14 protein-coding genes and 1 pseudogene are annotated in these 22,233 nt (G+C 73.7%); 8 read left to right on the top strand and 7 right to left on the bottom strand.

Translation table 11 applies throughout. From position 1 onward, the window contains the following. Positions 1 to 128 precede the first annotated feature (128 nt). Positions 129 to 563 (top strand): annotated as a pseudogene (locus tag ACFXPX_RS29470) (universal stress protein); the annotation flags it as partial. A gap of 158 nt (positions 564 to 721) precedes the next feature. On the opposite strand, the gene ACFXPX_RS29465 reads toward ACFXPX_RS29470, so the two are convergent. The 4 genes from ACFXPX_RS29465 to ACFXPX_RS29450 all read right to left on the bottom strand — a co-directional run bounded on the left by ACFXPX_RS29465 (position 722) and on the right by ACFXPX_RS29450 (position 7,276). Next, the gene (locus ACFXPX_RS29465) at positions 722 to 1,912 is read right to left on the bottom strand and encodes an acyl-CoA dehydrogenase family protein (protein WP_375883416.1); all 1,191 of its coding nucleotides are present in this window, start codon (positions 1,910 to 1,912) and stop codon (positions 722 to 724) included. 165 nt (positions 1,913 to 2,077) lie between these two features. Then, complete coding sequence (locus ACFXPX_RS29460; protein ID WP_380527220.1) at positions 2,078 to 3,028, bottom strand: hydroxymethylglutaryl-CoA lyase; 951 nt, start codon at positions 3,026 to 3,028, stop codon at positions 2,078 to 2,080. 71 nt (positions 3,029 to 3,099) lie between these two features. Then, a complete protein-coding gene (locus ACFXPX_RS29455) occupies positions 3,100 to 5,364 on the bottom strand; it encodes a biotin carboxylase N-terminal domain-containing protein (protein ID WP_380644045.1) in 2,265 nt (754 codons plus the stop codon). A 184-nt stretch (positions 5,365 to 5,548) separates the two neighbouring features. Beyond that, a complete protein-coding gene (locus ACFXPX_RS29450) occupies positions 5,549 to 7,276 on the bottom strand; it encodes a carboxyl transferase domain-containing protein (RefSeq protein ID WP_380644044.1) in 1,728 nt (575 codons plus the stop codon). Between the two features lie 133 nt (positions 7,277 to 7,409). On the opposite strand from ACFXPX_RS29450, the gene ACFXPX_RS29445 reads away from it, so the two are divergent. Together ACFXPX_RS29445 and ACFXPX_RS29440 are read left to right on the top strand one after the other, a co-directional pair. Next, entirely contained in the window at positions 7,410 to 8,084 is a 675-nt protein-coding gene (locus ACFXPX_RS29445) for a TetR/AcrR family transcriptional regulator (RefSeq protein ID WP_380527208.1), read from the top strand. 318 nt (positions 8,085 to 8,402) lie between these two features. Then, the gene (locus ACFXPX_RS29440) at positions 8,403 to 12,482 is read left to right on the top strand and encodes an ABC transporter ATP-binding protein (protein WP_380644043.1); all 4,080 of its coding nucleotides are present in this window, start codon (positions 8,403 to 8,405) and stop codon (positions 12,480 to 12,482) included. Positions 12,483 to 12,560: 78 nt separating this feature from the next. Here the strand turns inward: ACFXPX_RS29440 and ACFXPX_RS29435 are convergent, their stop codons facing one another. Beyond that, entirely contained in the window at positions 12,561 to 13,619 is a 1,059-nt protein-coding gene (locus ACFXPX_RS29435; RefSeq protein WP_380644042.1) for an ATP-grasp domain-containing protein, read from the bottom strand. A 135-nt stretch (positions 13,620 to 13,754) separates the two neighbouring features. Between ACFXPX_RS29435 and ACFXPX_RS29430 the strand changes: the two genes are divergently transcribed. Beyond that, positions 13,755 to 14,276, top strand: a complete 522-nt coding sequence (locus tag ACFXPX_RS29430) for an NUDIX hydrolase (RefSeq protein WP_380644041.1) — start codon at positions 13,755 to 13,757, stop codon at positions 14,274 to 14,276. Here the strand turns inward: ACFXPX_RS29430 and ACFXPX_RS29425 are convergent. Together ACFXPX_RS29425 and ACFXPX_RS29420 are read right to left on the bottom strand one after the other, a co-directional pair. Further along, positions 14,184 to 15,740, bottom strand: a complete 1,557-nt coding sequence (locus ACFXPX_RS29425; RefSeq protein WP_380644040.1) for a hypothetical protein — start codon at positions 15,738 to 15,740, stop codon at positions 14,184 to 14,186. The two genes, ACFXPX_RS29430 and ACFXPX_RS29425, sit on opposite strands and share 93 nt — an antisense overlap. A 138-nt stretch (positions 15,741 to 15,878) precedes the next feature. Beyond that, positions 15,879 to 16,928, bottom strand: coding sequence for an ABC transporter substrate-binding protein (locus ACFXPX_RS29420; RefSeq protein WP_380644054.1), 1,050 nt, complete (start codon positions 16,926 to 16,928; stop codon positions 15,879 to 15,881). A 433-nt stretch (positions 16,929 to 17,361) separates the two neighbouring features. On the opposite strand from ACFXPX_RS29420, the gene ACFXPX_RS29415 reads away from it, so the two are divergent. The 4 genes from ACFXPX_RS29415 to ACFXPX_RS29400 all read left to right on the top strand — a co-directional run bounded on the left by ACFXPX_RS29415 (position 17,362) and on the right by ACFXPX_RS29400 (position 22,036). Next, a complete protein-coding gene (locus ACFXPX_RS29415) occupies positions 17,362 to 18,825 on the top strand; it encodes an APC family permease (RefSeq protein ID WP_380644039.1) in 1,464 nt (487 codons plus the stop codon). A 325-nt stretch (positions 18,826 to 19,150) separates the two neighbouring features. Continuing rightward, a complete protein-coding gene (gene trpS / locus ACFXPX_RS29410) occupies positions 19,151 to 20,191 on the top strand; it encodes a tryptophan--tRNA ligase (RefSeq protein WP_380644053.1) in 1,041 nt (346 codons plus the stop codon). Between the two features lie 144 nt (positions 20,192 to 20,335). Then, positions 20,336 to 21,322 carry an LD-carboxypeptidase gene (locus ACFXPX_RS29405; protein ID WP_375883437.1) on the top strand — a complete coding sequence of 329 codons (987 nt, stop codon included), beginning with the start codon at positions 20,336 to 20,338 and terminating at the stop codon, positions 21,320 to 21,322. A 39-nt stretch (positions 21,323 to 21,361) separates the two neighbouring features. Further along, entirely contained in the window at positions 21,362 to 22,036 is a 675-nt protein-coding gene (locus ACFXPX_RS29400; protein WP_380527219.1) for a nucleoside/nucleotide kinase family protein, read from the top strand. Positions 22,037 to 22,233: the final 197 nt, after the last annotated feature.

Below are 22,233 nucleotides of genomic sequence, written 5' to 3'. Positions count from 1 at the left end.
ACGGGCGTCCGGCCGGGCCCGGGGAGCCCCCGGTGACGGGCCGCCCCGGCCCCGGCGCCGAACGTCCGGACACTGCCTCCGGTCCGCTCGGCGGGCACACCGAGCCGTCGGCGACGGACGCGCCCGGGCGCTCCCTCGATCCGGTGTTCCAGCACGGCGTCGTGGTGGGCTTCGACGGCTCGCTGTCGAGCGAGCGCGCCCTCGCCTATGCCGTCGGCATGGCCCGCCGGTCGCAGTGCGGCCTGGTGATCGTGCACGTCGCCAACCGCCTGCCCGCCACGGTCTGGGCGGGCTGTGAGCCTCCCGTCTTCGTCGATCTCCCGGACCACCGCACGGAGGTCCTCGGCCTGGAACTCGCCTGCGCGGACTTCCTCGCGGGGGTGCCGTGGGTCCTGATCGAGCGGGGCGGCGACATCTGCCACGAGATCGAGGAGGTCGGCCGCGAGTACGCCGCCGACGCGATCGTCGTCGGCACGACGCACGGCCTGCTCGGCAAGATCTTCGGCTCGGTCTCCGGGCGGCTGGCGCGGCGGGCCAACCGCCCGGTGATCGTGATCCCTTGAGGACTGCCCGCTGCCGCGGAGTCCCCGCGGCGGCTGTACCCGCCGACGCGGTCACTCCTCAACAGCCCTTGTGGAGCGGTGGGTTGGCCCGGTGGGCCCGGCTCCCGGGGTGACCACCGGAAGCCGGCCGTCAGGAGTCGACGGTCAGCTGCCGATCGTCACGACGTGACGCCGAGCTGCCGGGCGATGAGCATGCGCTGGACTTCGGACGTGCCCTCCCCGATCTCGAGAATCTTGCAGTCGCGCCAGAAGCGGGCGACCGGGAACTCGTTCATGAAGCCGTACCCGCCGTGGATCTGGGTCGCCTCGCGGGCGTTGTCGACGGCGGCCTCGGACGAGTACAGCTTCGCGATCGCGGCCTCCTTCTTGAACGGTTCACCGTGCAGCAGCCGGGAAGCGGCGTCCCGCCAGGCCAGGCGGGAGGTGTGGGCGCGCAGCTCCATGTCGGCCAGCTTGAACTGGATGGCCTGGTTGGCACCGATCGGGCGGCCGAAGGCCCGGCGGGTGCCGGCGTACTTGACGGACTCGTCGACGCAGCCCTGGGCCAGGCCGGTGGCCAGGGCCGCGATCGCGATGCGGCCCTCGTCGAGGATCCGCAGGAACTGGGCGTAGCCTCGGCCACGCTCGCCCAGCAGGTTGGCCGCGGGGACGCGGCAGTCGGTGAAGGACAGTTCGCGGGTGTCGGATGCGTTCCACCCGACCTTCGAGTACTTCTTCGAGACCTGGAACCCCGGGGTCCCGGTGGGCACGATGATGGACGAGATCTCCCGCACGGGCGAGCGCAATTCGCCTTCTTCACTCGAACGAGCGATCGGTTCGGTGAGCGCGGTGACGGTGACCAGTCCGGTGATGTCGGTGCCGGAGTTGGTGATGAAGCACTTGGTCCCGTTGATGACCCACTCGTCGGTGGCCTCGTCGTAGCGGGCGGTGGTGCGGGTGGCCCCGGCGTCCGAGCCGCCCTCTGGCTCGGTGAGGCCGAAGGCGCCGAGGAGTTCGCCGGAGGTCAGCCGGGGCAGCCACTCGCGCTTCTGCTCCTCGGTGCCGAAGCGGTGGATCGGCATCGCGCCGAGCGAGACGGCGGCCTCCAGGGTGATCGCCACCGAGGAGTCCACGCGGGCGAGTTCCTCCAGGACGAGGCCGAGGGCGAAGTAGTCGCCGCCCATGCCGCCGTACTCCTCCGGGAAGGGCAGGCCGAACAGGCCCATCCGCCCCATCTCGCGGACGATCTCGTAGGGGAACTCCTCCCGCTCGTAGAACCCGCCGATCTTCGGCGCCACCACGTCCTGGGCGAACTCCGCGACGGTGCGCCGCAGTTCCTCGTACTCGCTGCTGAGCCGGTGGTCGAGCATCTGATCCTCCTGGTGCCCGGCCGGGGTGGCCGCGGGCATGAGCGGGACGGCCGGCGTCCGTCTGACGGTGTGACGGTCGCACGGTGTGGTTGACGGATGAGAGCGGTGCGGTGGCGCCGGCCGGACCGTTCGGGCGGTCGGCGCCGGGAAGTCGGGCGGGGCGGGTCAGCCCCGGGCGGCGCCGAGCAGCGCCTGGACGGTGCGGGAGGGGCTCGGGCGGCCGAGCTGCCCGGCCATCCAGCCGCTGGTCGCGACCAGCGCGCGCAGGTCGACGCCGGTCCGGACGCCGAGCCCGTGCAGCATCCACACCAGGTCCTCGGTGGCCAGGTTGCCGGTGGCGCTCTTCGCGTACGGGCAGCCGCCCAGTCCGCCCGCCGAGGCGTCCACCGTGGTGACGCCCTCGCGCAGCGCCGCCAGGGTGTTGCTGAGCGCCTGGCCGTAGGTGTCGTGGAAGTGCACGGCGATCCGGCCGACGGGCACGCCGGCCTTCGCGAACCCGGCCAGCAGCGCGCCGACCTGGCCGGGGGTGGCCACGCCGATGGTGTCGCCGAGGCTCAGCTCGGCGCAGCCCATCTCCAGCAGCTGGACGCCGTACCGGACCACCTGGTCGACCGGGACGGGCCCCTCCCAGGGGTCGCCGAAGCACATCGAGAGGTAGCCGCGGACGGTGACCCCGGCTTCGGTGGCCCGGGTCACGACCGGGCGGAACATCGCCATGGCCTCGTCCGCGGAACGGTTGAGGTTGCGCCGGGCGAAGGTCTCGGTGGCGCTGGCGAACACCGCGATGTCGGTGGCGTGGTGGGCGAGCGCGCGGTCGAGGCCGCGCTCGTTGGGGACCAGCACCGGCAGCCGCAGACCGGGGTGGAGCTCCGGCAGGCCGGCGAGCCGGGGGACCAGCTCCTCGGCGTCGGCGAGCTGGGGTACCCATTTCGGGTGAACGAAGCTGGTCGCCTCGACGGTCCGCAGCCCGGCGGCGGCGAGCCGGCCGATGAACTCGGCCTTGACCTCGACGGGCACCAGGGAGCTCTCGTTCTGCAGCCCGTCGCGCGGCCCGACCTCGTGGATCCGGACCTCCTCGGGCAGGCCGGGGGCGCGGACCGGGTCGGGCAGGCCCAGGTCGAGCGCGTCGGGCTCGCGGGTGGCGGCCCCCGGGGCGGGGGTCTCCGTGGCGGGGCTCTCCGGGGACGTCACGACCGCACCTCCGCGGGCTCGGCGGCCGCCTCGGCCGGGGTGACCACGACCAGCAGGTCCTCCATCGCGACGGTGGCGCCGGCGGTGGCCCGCAGCTCGGCCACCACGCCGTCGTGCGGCGCGGCGATCACGTGTTCCATCTTCATGGCCTCCAGCACGAGCAGGGGCTGGCCCTTGCGGACCGTCTCGCCCGCCGTGGTCTTGACGACCGTGACGGTGCCGGGCATCGGGGCGGTCAGCGCGCCGTGGTGCGCCGAGGCGCCGCCGGCGCTCTCGACGACCGGGTCGTAGGCGTGCATCGGCCAGGCGTCGCCCTCGACGCCGAGCCAGGTCACCGGGCCGGCCGGGAGGCCGGGGGTGGCGTCGGTGGCCAGCGTGAAGGCGGTCTGCAGGCCGTCGACGGTCAGGTGCAGCCGCTCGGCCACCAGGGTCGCGCGGGCGCGGTGGACGGGCCCGGCGTCCAGCTGGAGCTCCACCTCGCGGGCGGCCCCGGACGCATTGTCAGTGGCGTCGGTTACGTTGCCCGCAGTGATCGAACGGATGCGCACCGACACCGGGTCCTGGCCGGGGGTCCGGAGTCGGTGGGTGGTCCAGGCGGGGGTGCCGCCGAGGCGCCAGCCGGAGGGGAGGGAGAACGGGTCGGTCCAGCCGCCGGGGTCGGCGGCCGGGGTGAGGTCCAGGTGCCGTGCCAGCGCGGCCGCGTAGTAGAGGAGGTGGGCAGGTGACGGCGGTTCGGATGCCGAGGCGTCGGCGGGATCGGTCGCGGTCGGGGCTGCCGCGTCCGGGGTCGCCGCGGTCGGGGCTGCCGCGTTCGACGGGGAGTGCGGTGCGACGAGCAGGGCCGGCTGCTGCTGGGCCGTCCGTTCCACCAGGCCGGTGTCCAGTCGGCCGGCGACGACGTCGGGGTGGGCGAGCAGTCGGCGCAGGAAGCCGGTGTTGGTGGTGACACCCAGGATGCGGGTGTCGGCCAGCGCGGCGCGCAGCCGGCGCAGCGCGGTCGGGCGGTCGGGCCCGTACGCGATGACCTTGGCGAGCATGGGGTCGTAGGCGCTGGTGACGACGGTTCCGGGGGCGACCCCGGAGTCGACGCGGATGCCCTCGCCCTGGGGCTCGTCCAGGGTGAGGATGCGACCGCCGGTGGGCAGGAAGTCCCGTTCCGGGTCCTCGGCGCAGATGCGGGCCTCGATGGCGTGGCCCAGGAAGGAGACGTCGGACTGGCCGAAGGAGAGCGGCTCGCCCGAGGCGACGCGCAGTTGCCACTCGACCAGGTCCAGTCGGGCCGATTCCGGACCGACGGCGACGGCGAGTTCGGTGACGGGGTGCTCGACCTGGAGGCGGGTGTTCATCTCCATGAAGAAGAAGTCCCGCACCCCCTCGGCGGCGGAGGCGGGGGCATCCGGGTCGATGCCGGGGACGATGAACTCCACGGTGCCGGCCCCGGTGTAGCCGCAGGACTCGGCGGCGCGGACGGCCGCAGCGCCCATCGCGGCGCGGGTCTCGGCATTGAGCAGGACGGAGGGAGCCTCTTCGATCAGTTTCTGGTGGCGGCGCTGGAGGCTGCACTCGCGCTCGCCGAGGTGGACGGTGGTGCCGTGGGCGTCGGCGAGCACCTGCACCTCGATGTGGCGCGGTCGGTCGACCCACCGCTCCAGCAGCAGGGTGTCGTCGCCGAAGGCGGTCCGGGCGACGCGGCGGGCGGCGGCGATCTCGGTGGGCAGCTCGGCCGGGTCCCGCACCAGGCGCATGCCCTTTCCGCCACCACCGGCGGAGGGCTTGAGCAGGACGGGGTAGCCGATCTCGTCGGCGGCGGCGACGAGGTCCTCGTCGGTGGGCGCGGTGGCCTGGCTGCCGGGGACCACGGGGACGCCGGCGGTCCGGACGGCCTCCTTGGCGTTGATCTTGTCACCCATCAGCTCGACCGCACCGGGAGGTGGTCCGATGAAGACGAGGCCCGCGTCGGCGCAGGCGCGGGCGAAGCCGGGGTTCTCGGCGAGGAAGCCGTAGCCGGGGTGGACGGCCTGGGCGCCGGTGCGGCGGGCGGCGGCGAGGATCTGATCCGTGCGCAGGTAGGTCTCGGCGGCCGAGCTGTCGCTGCGGTCGGCCGGGCCGAGCCGGACCGCGACGTCGGCCTCGCGGACGTGCGGCGCGTCGGCGTCCGCGTCGCTGAACACGGCGACCGAGCGGACACCGAGCCGCCGCAGGGTGCGGATCACCCGCAGGGCGATCTCACCGCGGTTGGCGACCAGAACTGTGTCGAACATGGGAGGCGTTCCTCCGGGTCGAGGGGAGCCGTAAGAGAGGAGGTGGCGGTGGGCGGTTGCGGCGCCGGCCCGGTCGTCGGACCGGCGCCGCAGGAGTCACACCCGGAAGAGCGGGGTCACCGGAGCGGTGGCGTCGGAGTGCCCGCGTCGGGGCGGTCGCGTCGGGGCGGCCACCCCGGAGCGGTCACATGCGGAAGACACCGAACGGAGCGGGCGGCGCCAGCGGGGCGTTGGCACAGGCGGTGAGGGCGAGACCGACGGCGGTGCGGGTGTCCATCGGGTCGATCACGCCGTCGTCCCAGAGCCGGGCGGTGGCGTAGTAGGCGCTGCCCTGGCGCTCGTACTGCTCGCGGACCGGGCGCTTGAACTCCTCCTCCGCCTCGCCCGGCCACTCCTCGCCGCGCGACTCCAACTGGTCACGGCGGACGGTGGCCAGTACGGAGGCCGCCTGCTCGCCGCCCATCACGGAGATCTTGGCGCCCGGCCACATCCACAGGAAGCGGGGTGAGTAGGCCCGGCCGCACATCGAGTAGTTGCCGGCCCCGTACGAGCCGCCGATCACCACGGTCAGCTTCGGGACCCGGGTGCAGGCCACGGCGTTGACCATCTTGGCGCCGTGCTTGGCGATGCCGCCCGCCTCGTACTGCCGACCGACCATGAAGCCGGTGATGTTCTGCAGGAAGAGGAGGGGGATACCGCGCTGGTCGCACAGTTCGATGAAGTGGGCGCCCTTGACTGCCGACTCGGAGAACAGCACGCCGTTGTTGGCGACGATGCCGACCGGGTGGCCGTGGATCCGGGCGAAGCCGGTGACCAGGGTCGCGCCGTACTCGGCCTTGAACTCGGCGAAGCGGCTGCCGTCGACCAGCCGGGCGATCACCTCGCGCACGTCGTAGGGCGTGCGCGGGTCGACCGGGACGGCCCCGTACAGGCCGGCCGGGTCGACGGCCGGCGGCTCGGCCGCGGTGAGCGGCCACGGGCTGGGCGTGCGCGGGCCGAGCTCGGACACGATGGTGCGGACGATGGAGAGCGCGTGGGCGTCGTCCTCGGCCAGGTGGTCGGTCACGCCCGAGGTGCGGGAGTGCAGGTCGCCGCCGCCCAGCTCCTCGGCGGTGACCACCTCACCGGTCGCGGCCTTCACCAGTGGCGGTCCGCCCAGGAAGATCGTGCCCTGGTTGCGGACGATCACCGCCTGGTCGCTCATCGCCGGGACGTACGCGCCACCCGCCGTGCAGGAGCCGAGCACGGCGGCGATCTGCGGGATGCCCGCGGCCGAGAGCCGGGCCTGGTTGTAGAAGATCCGGCCGAAGTGGTCGCGGTCCGGGAAGACCTCGTCCTGCATCGGGAGGAAGGCGCCGCCGGAGTCCACCAGGTAGATGCAGGGGAGGCGGTTCTCCAGCGCGACCTCCTGGGCGCGCAGGTGCTTCTTCACCGTCATCGGGTAGTAGGTGCCGCCCTTGACGGTGGCGTCGTTGGCGACCACCACCACCTCGCGTCCGGCGACCCGGCCGATGCCGGCGATCACCCCGGCCGCGGGCGCCGCCCCGTCGTACATCCCGTCGGCGGCCAGCGGCGCCAGCTCCAGGAAGGGCGACGCCGGGTCGAGCAGGGTGTCCACCCGGTCGCGGGGGAGGAGCTTGCCGCGCGAGGTGTGCCGGGCGCGCGCCTTGGCGCCCCCGCCGAGGGCGGCGGCATCGAGCTTGGCGCGCAGTTCGGCGACCAGGGCCCGGTGCGCCTCGGTGTTGGCCCGGTAGGCCGCGGAGCCCGGGTCGGCGGAGGTGCCGAGCCGGGGTGCCGGCGCGGCGGCTCCCGGTGCTGCGGCGATCGGTGCTGTGGCACCCGGTGCCGGCGCGGTGCCGGTCGGTGCGCCGAACCGGACGCCGGAGGAGGCACCGGTGGTTGAGATGACCATTCCCAAGAGCTCCCTTGCCCTCGGCAGCAGGCGGGCGGGCCGAGTACGGTGCGCCCCTGATCCTCACGTTAATTAACGTTAACTTACGCGCCCAGGTTAACGGCCGATAACCCGACTGTCTACGATGGGCGGCATGCCGAACGTCCCCGCAGCCTCCGCGCTCCCACGCCGCGACCAGATCCGCCGGGAGGCCGCGCGACTGTTCGCCGCCCGGGGCTTCCTCGGCGTGGGTGTGGACGAGATCGGCAAGGCCGTCGGCATCAGCGGCCCCGGCCTCTACCGCCACTTCGCCGGCAAGGACGCGATGCTGGCCGACTTGCTGATCGGCATCAGCGAGCGCCTGCTGGAGGAGGGGCGACGCCGGGCGGGCGGTGGCGACGGCCCGGCCGCCACGTTGGACGCCCTGATCAGCGGCCACGTCGACTTCGCCCTGAATGACCGCGACCTGATCACCCTGCACGACCGCGAGCTGCTGAACCTCAAGGAGGAGGACCGCCGTACCGTCCGGCGGCTCCAGCGCGGCTACGTCGAGCTGTGGGTGGACGTGGTCCGGCAGGCCCATCCGCCGCTCGCAGATCCCGGCGCGGAGCCCGTGGCGCGGGCCGCCGTGCACGCGGTCTTCGGCCTGATCAACTCGACCCCGCACAGCGTCGGCCCCGATCCGGCCCAGGGCGAGCGCGCCGGTCTGCAGCGCGACGGCATGGCCGCGCTGCTGCACACCCTCGCCCACGGCGCCTTCGCCGCGGCCGCCGACTCCGTGGCTGCGGCCGACGCCACGGGCGTCGACCGGGGGGTTGGGTCCGCGTAGGCCCGTTCACTCCCCGTCCGCTGCCCTTTCCCGACGTCGCCGACCCGGTACCGTCCGACTGGATGGGGCCTAGGTCCAAAGGACGGCGCCTGCCCGCCCCCGGGGCGCTGGGCGCGCGCCGGGTTCTCGGGCGACCCTGGGGGCAAGGGCCGGACCGTCGGGCCGCAGCTGTGTTCGATCGGGAATCACCGCAGGCCGCAAGCTGTTGCCCAGTCGCCGGACCGGACGATCCGGGCCGTACCGGAGTCAGTTCCGATCGCCTCGCGCGGCCGGAAATGCCGTGGCGGCCACCCGACGAAATGGTTAGCATCCCTAAATATGCCCGAGACTCACGGATCCATGGTGGAGCAATCCCCGAGCGGCCAACCGGCCCCCGGCCCCGACCCGGCGGCCCCCGTCGACGGCCCGCGGGCCACCGAAGCAGGCCCCACACCGGAGGCGGCCGCCACTCCGAGCCCGGCCACCGCTCCGAGCCCGGACGGCGCTCCGAGCCCGGCCGCTCAGGCCGACGGCTGGCTGCGTCGCCTGATCGGCTACAGCTGGCGGTCCCGTCGCAGCGTGCTGCTCGCCTTCGGCGCCTCGCTGGTCGGCATGGCTGTCACCGCGCTGGTGCCGCTGGTCACCAAGCTGATCATCGATGACGTCATCGTCGCCCACACCCGCTCGCTGACCCCGTGGGCGGTGGTGCTGCTGCTCGCCGCCGTGGTGGTCTTCGGCTGCACCCAGGTCCGTCGCTACTACGGCGGCCAGCTGGCCCTCGACGTCCAGCACGACATGCGCAGCGACCTGTTCCGCTCGCTCGGCCGGCTCGACGGCCACCGCCAGGACCGCCTGGACACCGGTCAGGTGGTGGGGCGCGCGACCTCGGACCTCCAGCTGATCAACGGCCTGCTCTCGATGCTGCCGATGATGACCGGCTACCTGCTGATGTTCGTGATGTCGCTGGGCGTGATGGTCTGGCTGTCCCCGCCGCTGACCCTGATAGCCGTGGTGATGGCCCCTGCGCTGTGGTGGGTCAGCGTGCGCAGCCGTAAGCGCCTGTTCCCGGCCACCTGGGCCGCCCAGCAGGAGGCGGCCGCCGTCGCGGGCGTGGTGGACGGCGCTATCGGCGGGGTCCGGGTGGTCAAGGGCTTCGGTCAGGAGGCGCAGGAGCAGGACAAGCTGGAGCTGGTCTCCCGCAACCTGTTCGCCGCCCGGCTCCGGTCGATCCGCCTGAACGCCCGCTACAACCCGGCGATGCAGGCGATCCCGGCCCTGGCCCAGGTCGCGGTGCTGGCCTTCGGCGGCTGGCTGGCCGTCGACGGTCGGGTCTCGCTCGGGACGTTCGTCGCCTTCTCCACCTACGTCGCCCAGATGACCGGCCCGGTGCGGATGCTGACCATGGTCATCACGGTCGGCCAGCAGGCCCGGGCGGGCGTCGAGCGGGTGCTGCAGCTGATCGACGAGCGCCCGCTCGTCCAGGAGCGCCCGGACGCGCTCACCCTGGACCTGACGAGGGACGGGACCACCCCCGCCGATACCCCCGCCGACACCGAGGCTGACCGCCCGGCCGGTACCCCGGACAAGGCCCCGACCGGCACCGTCGGCCCCCGCACGCCGGACGTCGCTCTGGAGTTCGACCGGGTCGAGTTCCGCTACGACCCCGAGCACCCCGCCCCGGTGCTGCACGGGCTCAGCCTCGCGCTGGCCCCCGGCGAGACCCTCGCCCTGGTGGGCGCCTCCGGCTCCGGCAAGTCGACGGTGGCCCAGCTGGTGCCCCGCTTCTACGACCCGGCGGGCGGCGCCGTCCGCCTCTACGGCCACGACCTGCGCGACCTCACCCTGGACTCGGTCCGTGCGGCGGTCGGCATCGTGCCCGAGGAGAGCTTCCTCTTCTCCGAGTCGGTCCGCACCAACATCGCCTACGGCCGCCCGGACGCCACCGACGAGCAGATCGTCGCCGCCGCGCGCGCCGCCCAGGCCGACGAGTTCGTCCGCGCGCTGCCGGACGGCTACGAGACCAAGGTCGGCGAGCAGGGCCTGACCCTCTCCGGGGGCCAGCGCCAGCGCATCGCCCTGGCCCGGGCGATCCTCACCGACCCCCGGATCCTGCTGCTGGACGACGCCACCTCGGCGGTCGACCCGCAGGTCGAGGCGGAGATCCACGACGCGCTGCGCTCGGTGATGACCGGCCGCACCACCCTGCTGATCGCCCACCGCCGCTCGACCCTCCAACTCGCCGACCGGATCGCGGTCCTGGACCACGGCCGACTGCTGGACCTCGGCACGCACGAGGAACTCGAAGCCCGATGTCCCCAGTACCGGGCCCTGATCACCGACCCGGAAGCCGGCCGTGCACCGGAGCCACAACCCGGGCCCGCCACCGCCACCAGCACCGGCACCGGCACCGCCGATACCCCCGCTGACTCCGGCGCCTCCGGCTCCGCCACCACCGACGCCTCCGGCTCCGAGTCCGAGTCCGCGCCGGCCGCGGAGAAGGACCGGCCGTCCGCGCAGACCCCCGCACTCCCCACCCCCGCCCTCGCCAAGGCGGCCCGCACCGCCGACCCCGAGCTGCTGGCCAAGGTCGCCGCCCTCCCGCCGGCCGCCGACGCCCCCGCCGTCCCCCGCGCCGAGGCCGAGGCCGGGGACCCGGATTTCAGCCTCGGCCGCCTGCTGCGCCCCTTCCGCACCCCGCTGCTCATCGCCTTCCTGCTGGTCACCCTGGACGCGGCCGCCGGGCTGGTGCTGCCGGTGCTGATCCGGCACGGGATCGACGAGGGCGTCCGCAAGAGCCTGATGGCCGGTGTCGCGGTCGCCTCGATCACCGCGCTCGTCGTGGTGCTGCTGGACTGGCTGGTGCAGGGCGCCGAGAACCGGGTCAGCGGCCGGACCGGTGAGCGGGTGCTCTACACCCTCCGGCTCAAGATCTTCGCCCACCTCAACCGGCTCGGCCTGGACTACTACGAGCGCGAGTTGACCGGCCGGATCATGACCCGGATGACCGCCGACCTGGACTCGCTGACGTCCTTCCTGCAGACCGGAATGGTCACCGCGGTGGTCAGCCTGCTGACCTTCGCCGGGATCTTCGTGGCCCTGCTGATCATCGACGCCGGTCTGGCCCTGGTGGTCTTCGCGGTGCTGCCGCTGCTGGTGATCGCCACCCTGGTGTTCCGGAAGAGGTCAAAGGACCAGTACGAGCGCTCCCGGGACCTGATCAGCACGGTCAACGCCGACCTCCAGGAGAACGTGGCCGGCATGCGGATCGTCCAGGCCTTCCGCCGTCTGGACACCAACACCGACCGCTTCGTGGCCCGCGGCATCGCCTACCGGGAGGCCAGGGTCCGGGCGCAGTTCTACATCTCGCTGTACTTCCCGTTCGTCCAGTTCCTCTCCAGCGTGGCCGCCGCGCTGGTGCTGATCGTGGGCGCCGCCCGGGTGGACGCGGGGACGCTGACGGTCGGCGCGCTGGTCGCGTACCTGCTCTACATCGACCTGTTCTTCGCCCCGGTCAACCAGCTGTCGCAGGTGTTCGACGGCTACCAGCAGGCCTCGGTGGGCCTCGGCCGGATCCGTGAGCTGCTGCGCACCCCGACCACCACGGCCGCGGCGGCCGATCCGGTCCCGGTGTCGAAGGGGCTGCGCGGCGAGATCAGTTTCGAGGGCGTCGGCTTCGCCTACAACGGCGGGGCGGACGGCGCACCGGAGGTGCTGAGCGCCGTCGACCTGCACATACCCGCCGGTCAGACGGTGGCGCTGGTCGGCGAGACCGGCGCGGGCAAGTCGACGCTGGTGAAGCTGGTCGCGCGGTTCTACGACGCGACCGAGGGCACCGTCCGGGTCGACGGGGTGGACCTCACCCGCTACGACCTGGCCCAGTACCGCCACCGGCTGGGCGTGGTGCCGCAGGAGGCGTACCTGTTCGCGGGCACGGTCCGCGAGGCGATCGCCTACGGCCGCCCGGACGCCTCGGCGGCCGAGGTGGAGGCGGCAGCCCGGGCGGTCGGCGCGCACGACATGATCGTCGGACTGTCGGGCGGCTACGACCACGAGGTCGCCGGCCGCGGACGCAACCTCTCGGCCGGTCAGCGCCAGCTGATCGCGCTGGCCCGGGCCGAACTGGTCGACCCGGACATCCTGCTGCTGGACGAGGCCACCGCGGCGCTCGACCTGGCCACCGAGGCCGCCGTCAACCAGGCCGCGGACCGGCTCAGCGGCGGTCGCACCACTCTGGTCATCGCCCACCGGCTGACCACCGCCGAACGCGCGGACCGGGTGGTCGTGCTGGACCACGGCCGGGTGGTCGAGGACGGCACCCACACCGAACTGCTCGCGCTGGACGGGACGTACGCCCGGCTCTGGCAGGCGTTCATCGCGGACGGCCACCCGGCCCCGACCGAGACGGTCGCCGCCGGGTAACCGCGGTCGGGTCGTCGGGCGGTCCGACGGCAGCCCGGCGGCCCGGCGGTCCGACGATCGGGCGATTGGGCGATGTGCTCAGGCGGCGATCAGCGAGGCCAGCAGGCCCGAGGCGTCGACGCCGCGCGGCAGGTCGCTCACCTGGCCGTCCCCGACCTCCACCACCCGCCAGCCGGAGCCGTCCGCCCGGCTGGCGAGGTCGGTGGTGACGAAGCGGCAGCCGAGTCTTCGCACCAGCGCGGGGACGTGGGTGAGGTCGGGCTCGACCCGCTGGTGCGGGGTGTCCGGGTGCGGGCCGACCAGGATCGGCCGACCGTCGAGCCACCACACCCGGACCTCCACCGCCCGCCCGTCGCCGCCCGCGCCGTTCGGGCCGCCCGCGTTGCCGACGCCGCCCGTGCCGCCACGGCCGCCCGTGCCGCCACGGCCTCCCGCGCCTCCCGCGCCTCCCGCGCCTCCCGCGCCTCCCACGCCTCCCGCGCCGCTCGCGTCTCCCTCGGCACCGTCAGCGGCCCGGCCCGTTCCGTCGGGACGCTCGAACTCCTCGTACCGGCGCAGCACCACCCCGCCCGCCAGGGACTCGCCCTGCAGCTCGACGAACCGCCCGACCACCCGTCCGACGGTCGCCAGGTCCGCCAACTCCGGTACGTAGCAGGCCTCGTGCCACTCGTGCTTGCGGGACTTCACGTAGTCCTTCACGATCGCCGGCCCGGTGCCGCCGAGCCGGGCCACGGCGTCCGCCAGCTCCGCCGGGGTGGGTGCCGCCGTCCCGTCGGACGGGATCCAGACGCTGGGCGGGGTCGCGCCCTCGAACACCCCGTACCAGCCGGGCAGTTCGTGCGCCGCCGCGTAGCCGGGCGCGCTGGTCAGCAGGTTGCCGCCGCGGGCGGTGAGGGCGGCGGCGAACCCGGCGTACCGGGCGGAGGGGAGCATCCAGCCCCGGTACCAGAGCGGTCCGCAGTCCCGGGGCACCCGCCGGACCGCCTCCTCGGGGTGTCCGGCGAGCAGTGCGTCGTGGTCGACGAGGTGGTGCTCACCGCCCAACTCCCGTAGCAGCCGGGCCTCCCAGGCGAAGTGCGGATCGGGCCGGCGCGGGTTGAGCGGATCGGCGGGGAAGAGGATCGAGGGTACGGGCATGGCGGTCAGGGTAAGGCCAGCGGGCCGCTCCCGGCTGCGATCCGGCGGCGGTCGGTCGCCCCGGTTCCTCCCCCGTGGGGCGTCGGGACGGCGGATCCGGTCGACGCCCGGTGCGGGCGCTGTCAGAGTGTCCCGATGCGAAGACTGCTGCGACCGCACCGACGCGTTCCCCGCCGGGCCGCCCGTACGGTGGTGCTGGACGGCGACGGCTCGGTGTTCCTGCTCCGTTCGGACAACGACGAGGTCGGCGTCCACTGGACGATGCCCGGCGGCGGGCTGGAGCGGGGTGAGACCCCGTTGCTCGGCGCCCGGCGCGAACTGTGGGAGGAGACCGGCTGGACCGATCTCGAACCGGGCCCGCTGCTCTGCACCTGGGAGCACGACTTCACCTGGCACGGAACCCCGGTCCGCCAGCACGAGCACATCTACCTCACCCGCGGACCGCACCGCGGCCCGGTCGGCGATGTCAGTGCGGTGCACGCCCAGGACCGGATCCTCGACTGGCGCTGGTGGACCCCGGCCGAGCTCGCCGACGAGAACGCGGACGCACTCTGGCCGCCCCGGCTACCGGAGTTGCTGGAGCCCGTCCGCGCGGGCTGGGCGGTCGACGGGCGCCCTCCGGTGCCCGTCGACCTCGGTTACATCCCGAACGCCTGACCGCGCCCGGCCGCGCCGGGCGGCCCGTCCGCCCGGCCCGGCCGGGCCGGGCTCCCAGCCGTGCAGGTCCAGCTCCCGGTCGTGCAGCGCCCACGGGTTCATCCGCACCGTCAGCCGGGCGCCAGCCAGTTGCTCGACGGTGAGCCCGGTTTCGATGATCAGCTGCTCGGTCGACACCGAGACGGCGATGGCGGGACGCCAGGAGGGCAGTACGACCAGGCTGGTCCCGCGCCCGACCCGGATCGGCTCCGCCGTCACCCGGACCGGTGTCCGCTCCTCCGGGCGGCCCACGGCGTCCGACTGGACCGGGCTGCCGCCGATCAGGATGCCGAGCGGTGGTTCGGCCCGGGCTGCCTCGGTACCGGTCCCGAGGGAAGCGCCGACAGCAGTCGCGCCTTCGACCCCCACTCCGCTCCCCACTCCGGTGCCCGCTCCGGTGCCCGCTCCGGTCCCGATCCCGAGCCCGCTGACGGCCCGGTACGCGGCGTTCGCCCCGGGCTCCAGGGATGCGGTGGTCGGGTGACCGGCCGCCGGCCCCGTTGCACCGGTCGGTGTACCCGTCCACCCCGCACCGGGCGGCCGGGTGCCGGCCGGGTCGGTCGCGGCCGTCTCCCGTGCGGCCGCCTCCTGCCCGGTCGGGCCGGCCGGCGGGTGCATCCGACGCAGTCGGCGGGACGGCGACGGCCGTCGCGAGCCGAGGCTCCGGAGCTCCTCGCGCCCCGAACGCGCCACCGCTGCGGGCCGGTTGCCCTCGGCGGACGCTGCGGTTCGCTCGAACCGGACGAACCCCGACCCGGTCCGGTTGTAGGCGGAGCCCGCACCCGAACCGGCACTCGCACCTGAACCGGCATCCGCACCGGCGTCGACGCCGGCCTCGGGCCCGGACTCCGTCTCGGACGCCTCCTCGGCCTCGCCGAGCAGCGCTCGTACCTCCGCCACCGGCCGACGGCACGCGGCCGCCAGCTCGGCGAGCGAGCGCCCCTCGGCGCGCGCGGCCCGCAGCCGGTCGGCGAACGCCTCCCGGAGCCGTGCCGTGGTCGCCGCGCCGTTCGTCGTGTCGCTCGCCGTACCGCCGTCGGCAGCGCCGCAGTCGTCGGTGCCGCTGTCCGCGGAACCGTCGGCAGCGCCGCCGCCGTCCGCTGTCGCGCCATCCGTCGCAGCGCCATCCGCCGCAGCGCCGTTCGTCGCAGCGCCGTTCGCCGCAGTGCCGTCCGCCTTGGCGCGCCGGAGCCGCGCTTCGACGTCCTCCGGCGTGCGCGGCTGCGGCACCGAGTCGTGGCGGATGAGGGCGCCCGGGGCGCCGGGCGCGCCGACGTCGGCCGCCGTCGCGATCGAGCAGATCGGCGCCCCCGCGCCGGGCGGGCGGGGCCCGTCGGTCGGGGGCGAGGAGTCGGCACCGTCCGCAGCGGTCCCGGACGGTCCGGGCGGGGCGGGGTCGGTGGAACCGGGGTGGAGCGAAGTCATCGGCGGGCCCTTCGGGGGACGGTCCCGACGATCCTCCCGCACCGCGCCACCAGCTCCAAGCGTCATTCCCGCACGGGCGCCCGGGAGCACGCCGTGACCACCGGGTGATCAGCGGCGGCCCCTACCGGGCGTATCGGCTCAACTCCCGGACGCGACGAAGCCCTTGAGGTCGGAGAGCACCGCGTTGGCCGCCGTCACGCCGAGCCCGAGGAACCAGGTCTCGTCCGAAACCGGCCGCGCCTGACCGGACTTGACCGCCCCGAGGGTCTTCCAGAGCGCCCCGCCCAGCACCGCGTCCTGGTTGGTCGAACTGGGGCTGCCGTACACGCCGTAGAAGATCCAGTCGGCGTCGGCCTTGTCGATCTGCTCCGGGCTGACCTCCACCGCGAGTTCCTTGACCTGCTCGATCGCGGGCTGCGGCAGCGGCACGTCGGTGAGGATGGTGCCGATGAACGAGAGTTCGGCGTAGAGCCTGGTCCGGCCGGGCATGAAGCGCAGCGGCGTGATGGTGGGCCGCTTGCCGCCGAGGGCGGCGCCGATCGCGGTGGCGGCGGCCTGGTAGGCGTCGAGCTGCGCCTGGGCCTCCGCCTGCAGGCCGAAGGGGCTGGCGTTGAGCAGGAAGTTCTGCTTCCACGGGTAGCCGGGGCGCAGTGAGAAGACGGTCGGCGCGATCTTCGACAGCTGGGCGTACTGGTCCTGGGCGCGCAGCTGGCTGCCGAGGATCAGGTCGGGCTTGAGCGCCGCGATCGCCTCCAGGTTGAGGCTGTTGATGGTGCCGACGGCGGCCGGGCTGCCCGCCTTGTCCTTGAGGTAGGAGGGCAGCGACTTGGAGCCGTCGGTGTGGACGACCCCGACCGGCTGGATGCCGAGCGAGACGACGTTGTCGAGCTCGCCGGTGTCCAGCACCACGACCCGGGTGGGCCTGGCGGGGATGACGGTCTCGCCCATGGCGTGCTTGACGGTGCGCGGGTAGACGCCGGGGGCGGCGTCGGTCCCGAAGCCCTTCATCTTCTCGATGACACCGGCGTAGTCGTCGCCGCCCTGCTTCACCGACTTCTGGTCCGGCGAGCCGCCGCTGCCCGGCTTCGCGCCGCTGCCGCCTCCGGACCCGCCGGAGCCGCCCGAGCCTCCCGAGCTGCCGCAGGCGGCGAGGAGCCCGCCGAGGCCGAGCACGGCGGCGCCGGTCACTCCGGTGGCGAGGACGCGGCGCCGGCTGGGGGTGCGGGCGACGAGGGCGGGGACGAGGGCGGGGGCGGGGGCCAGGTTCGGGTCGTCGGAGTCGGGGGCCACGCGACGCTCCTTCACGGTCGGGACCGGACGGTCGAGGTTAGGTGAGGCAAACCTATCCCGTGGCCGGACGCACCCTCCGCACGGGGGTGCGCACCGAGGGGCCAAAGGTCATCATCAGTGCACAAAATCACCAAGAGTTGGTCTATTCAACCTTCTTCGCGCGGCTTAGAGTGCGCTGGTGTTTGATCAGCAGCTCTCAGAGCACACAAGCAGCGGCCGGGCAACGGCGCCCGGTGCTCCGCAGGGTGCCCCGGTCAGTGGCACCAGTGGTGGCGTTCCCGAACCGGGGACGGCTGAGGGAGCGGGGGACAAGGGTCTACGGGGCAACTCGGTGGGCCTGCTGGGCAGCGTGGTGCTGGGCGTCTCGACCGTCGCCCCGGTGTACTGCCTGACCGCGACGCTCGGGCCGACGGTCACCGCGGTCGGCGTCCAGATGCCGGCCGTGTTCCTGGCCGGCTTCCTGCCGATGCTGCTCGTCGCGTTCGCGTACAAGGAGCTGAACAAGGACTTCCCGGACTGCGGTACGTCCTTCACCTGGACGGTCAGGGCCTTCGGCCCCCGGGTCGGCTGGATGGCCGGCTGGGGACTGACCGTCGCCACCATCATCGTGCTCTCCAACCTGGCCGGCGTGGCGACGGAGTTCCTCTACCTGATGCTCGGTGAGATGACCGGCAGCAGCTGGATCGCCGGGCTCGACCAGAACAAGGCCGTCCATCTGCTCACGGTGGTGCTGCTCATCGCCGGCGCCACCGCGATGAGCTACCGGGGGATGACGGCCACCAAGTGGTTCCAGTACGGCCTGGTCGGCCTCCAGCTGGCCGTGCTGCTGCTCTTCTCGGCCATCGCCATCGGCAAGGCCGCCGCCGGGGACGTGCCCGACTCGATCGGCTTCTCGTTCTCCTGGCTCAACCCGCTCCAGGTCGGCTCGTTCAGCGCGTTCACCGCCGGCCTGTCGCTGTCCATCTTCATGTACTGGGGCTGGGACACCTGCCTCACCATGAACGAGGAGACCCTCGGCAGCACCAAGACCCCGGGCCGGGCCGCGATGGTCTCCATGGTCACCCTGGTCGGCTCGTACCTGCTGGTCGCGGTCGCCGCCCAGATGTTCGCCGGTGTCGGCAGCACCGGCGACGGCCTCGGCAACCCGGCCACGGCCGACAACGTCTTCGCCGCGCTCGCCCGCCCGGTGCTCGGCTCGCCGTGGAGCATCCTGCTGTTCCTGGCCGTCGTCGCCAGTGCCGCCGCGAGCCTGCAGACCACCTTCATCCCGGTGGCCCGCACCCTGCTCGCGATGAGCGCCTACCGCGCCGTGCCGCCGCGCTTCGGCACCGTCCACCCGCGCTTCCGCACGCCCGGCTACGCCACCGTCGCGGCCGGCCTCGCCACCGCCGTCTTCTACGTCGGCATGAGCCTGATCAGCGAGAACGTCGTCCAGGACACCATCCTGGCGCTCGGTCTGATGATCTGCTTCTACTACGCGCTGACCGCCTTCGCCTGCGTCCGGCACTTCCGCCACTCGCTCCGCGACAGCCCGCGCGACCTGCTACTCAAGGGCGTCGCCCCGCTGCTCGGCGGCCTGCTGCTGAGCGCCGTCCTCCTCCAGACCCTGACCGACGCCTGGTCCCCCGACTACGGCAGCGGCGCGGTGTTCGGCGTCGGCTCGGTGTTCGTGATCGGCGTCGGCATCCTGCTGCTCGGTGCCGCGCTGATGACCTGGTACGGCCGGATCCGCCCGGAGTTCTTCCGCGGCGAGACGCTGCGGCAGGACACCCGGGCCCTGGTCGTGGAGGACTGACGCCGGTCCACGGTGTCGGGGATCGGTGCAGGGGGCCGGTGCAGGAGACCTGAACCGGGTGACCGGTGCAGGGGGCCGGCGCTATCGTTGGAGCCGTGAAGCGCTTCGTGGGCCTGTGCTGGTGGCCGTCCTAGGACGGCCACCCCACTCGCCTGACCACAGGGCCGTCCGGGATGGACGGCCCTGTCGCGTTTTCCCCACGGGACGGGCCCCTCGCCCCGGACGGCCGCCACCGCCGCCGTACCGAGGGAGAAACCCGATGACCACCACCGCCACCACCACCGGCGCCGCCACCACCACCGCTGGTGCGGTCGCCACCACGGCCATGACCGCCGGCACGTCCGACCTCACCGCCCAGGACCGGATCGACGACCCGTCCTCCCACCGGGTCCTCACCGGCGACCGCCCCACCGGCCCGCTCCACCTCGGCCACTACTTCGGCACCCTGCAGAACCGGGTCCGGCTGCAGGACCAGGGCGTCGAGATGTTCGTCCTGGTCGCCGACTACCAGGTCATCACCGACCGCGACATCGCCGACCGGCTCGCCGAACACACCGAGAACCTCGTCCTCGACTACCTCGCCGCCGGCCTCGACCCCGAACGGGCCACGATCTTCGCCCACAGCGCCGTTCCCGCCCTCAACCAGCTGCTGCTGCCCTTCCTCAGCCTGGTGAGCGTCGCCGAACTCAGCCGCAACCCCACCGTCAAGGACGAGATCGCCCACTCCAGCCAGGCCGCCGTGAACGGGCTCATGTTCACCTACCCCGTCCACCAGGCCGCGGACATCCTGTTCTGCAAGGCCGACCTCGTCCCGGTCGGCCAGGACCAGCTGCCCCACCTCGAAGTCGCCCGCACCGTCGCCCGCCGCTTCAACGAGCGCTACCCGCACGCCGACGGCAGCGCCGTGTTCCCCCGCCCCCGGGCGCTGCTCTCCGACGCCCCGATGCTGCTCGGCACCGACGGCGGCAAGATGAGCAAGAGCCGCGGCAACGCCGTCGCCCTCGGCGCCGACGAGGACACCACCGCCCGGATCATCCGCGGCGCGAAGACCGACGCCGACCGCCGCATCGGCTACGACCCGGTCGGCCGCCCCGAGGTGTCCGGCCTCGTCCTGCTCGCGGCGCTCTGCCAGGACCGCGACCCGGAGGCGATCGCCGGGGAGGTCGGCGACGGCGGCGCGGCCGCCCTCAAGCGCACCGTCATCGAGTCCGTCAACGAGTACTTCCGCCCGCTGCGCGCCCGTCGCGCCGAGCTCGCCGCCGACCGCGGCCACCTGCGGCAGGTCCTGCGCGAGGGTGCCGAACGGGCCAACGCCATCGCCGACGCCACTCTCGCCGAGGTGCGGGAGGTGATGGGCGCGATCTGAACGGCCCTCAAGCCGACCGGCGCCCCGTGACGGGCCCGTCTGCGGACATCGGCCGGTCGACCGGCGGGCATATCGTCACCGGGCGGCCTCGACCACACCCCCGAGGCCGCCCACAGCCCGCCCCTTCCCCGAAAGGTCCGGTCCATGGACCAGCAACCGACCACGCCCGGCCAGGGACTGACCCGCCCGCCGCAGCTGCGCCCCGGCGACCACATCGCCGTCGTCGCCCCCAGCGGCCCGATCGACGCCGGGCGCCTCACCGCCGGCTGCGAGATCCTCCGCTCCTGGGGCCTGCGGGTCACCGTCGCCCCGCACGTCCTCGACACCCACCCCACCCTCGGCTACCTGGCCGGTACCGACGCCGACCGCGCCGCCGACCTCCAGGACGCGTGGCTGGACCCCGACGTCGACGCCGTCATCTGCGCCCGGGGCGGCTACGGCGTCCACCGCATCGTCGACCTGCTCGACTGGACCGCCCTGCGCTCCGCCCGCCCCAAGCCCCTCATCGGGTTCAGCGACGTCAGCTCCCTGCACGAGGCCTTCGCCCAGCGCCTCGGCCTCGCCACCCTGTACGGGCCGATGGCCGCCGCCGCCTCCTTCGTCGAGGACGGCCCCACCGCCGAGCACCTGCGCCGGACCCTCTTCGACCCGGCCGCCACCACCGTCCTCACCTCGCCCACCGCCGGCCCGCTCGTCCCCGGCCGCGCCCGGGGCGTCACCGCCGGAGGCTGCCTCCACGTACTCGTCGCCGAACGCGGCACGCCCGCCGCCCGCCCCTCCTACGCGGGCCGCATCCTCGTCCTCGAAGACGTCAACGAGCACCAGTACCAGCTCGACCGGCTGCTGACCCAGCTCCTGCGCTCCGGCGCCCTCGACGGCGTGGCCGGCATAGCCCTCGGCTCCTGGGAGGGCTGCGGGCGGCCCGAACGGGTCCGGGACGTGATGACCGACCGCCTCGGCGGCCTCGGCGTGCCCGTGCTCTGGGAGCTGGGTTTCGGCCACTGCCCGTCCACCCTGACCGTCCCGCTCGGCGTCCCCGCCCTGCTCGACGCGGACGCCGGCACGCTCACCCTGGAGCTGCCCGCCCTCGTCCCCACCGCCGCTCCCGACACCGCAACCGGCTCCGCCTGAGCCGACCGTCGGCCCCGGGCCGGTGAGTAGGGTGCGGCCATGAACGAGGACCGCCTCACCGCCCTTGCCCTCGGACTCCTCCGCGGCCCGGGCAGCAACGCCCGCACGATCCTCGGACTTGTCGGCCCGCCCGCGGCCGGCAAGTCCACCCTCGCCCGGCACCTGGTCGCCGAGGTCGAACGCGCCGAGGGCCCCGGCACCGCCGCGTACCTGCCGCTGGACGGCTTCCACCTCTCCACGGCCCAGCTCGACCGCCTCGGGCTGACCCACCGCAAGGGCGCCCCAGCCACCTTCGACGCCCACGGCTACGTCGCCCTGCTGCGCAGGGTCGCGGCCGACCGGTTCCAGGACATCTACGTCCCCGACTTCGACCGCACCCTGGACGAACCGGTCGCGGCCCGCCACGTCGTCCGCCCGCACACCCGCCTGGTCATCACCGAGGGCAACTACCTCGCTGCCGCGGACGCCCCGTGGCCGGAGGCCCGCCGGCTGCTGCGCGAACTCTGGTACGTCGACACCGACGACACCGTCCGCGAGGAGCGACTGCTCCGCCGCCACCGCGACGGTGGCCGGGACGAGGCCACCGCCCTGCGCTGGGTCACCGGCAACGACCACCCCAACGGCGAGTACGTGAAGCAGGGCCGGGCGCTCTGCACCCGGACGGTCCCCGGGGCCCGTTTGCTCCCGATGCCGGAGAGGGGTAGTGTTTCCTAGTCGCTCGGCAGGGAGCACCGGACACGCATCGGCGCGGACGGTCCCGGAGCGGCCAATCCCTTGAATCACCACTTCCGGTTCGTGCCGGTCGTTTCGCTTTTACGCGTCTCGGCTCGGTGCTTATTCGGCGTGCGCTGTTTATCGGATTGCGGCCGGATTCGCTTTTCGGAGCGGGGATCGGCTAGAGTTTGAAACGT

Origin of the sequence: Kitasatospora sp. NPDC059146 (genome assembly GCF_042786665.1) — a bacterium.
GTDB lineage: Bacteria > Actinomycetota > Actinomycetes > Streptomycetales > Streptomycetaceae > Kitasatospora.
The sequence above is the reverse complement of the archived record's forward strand: the minus strand, read 5'-3'. Positions and strand labels throughout refer to the sequence as shown.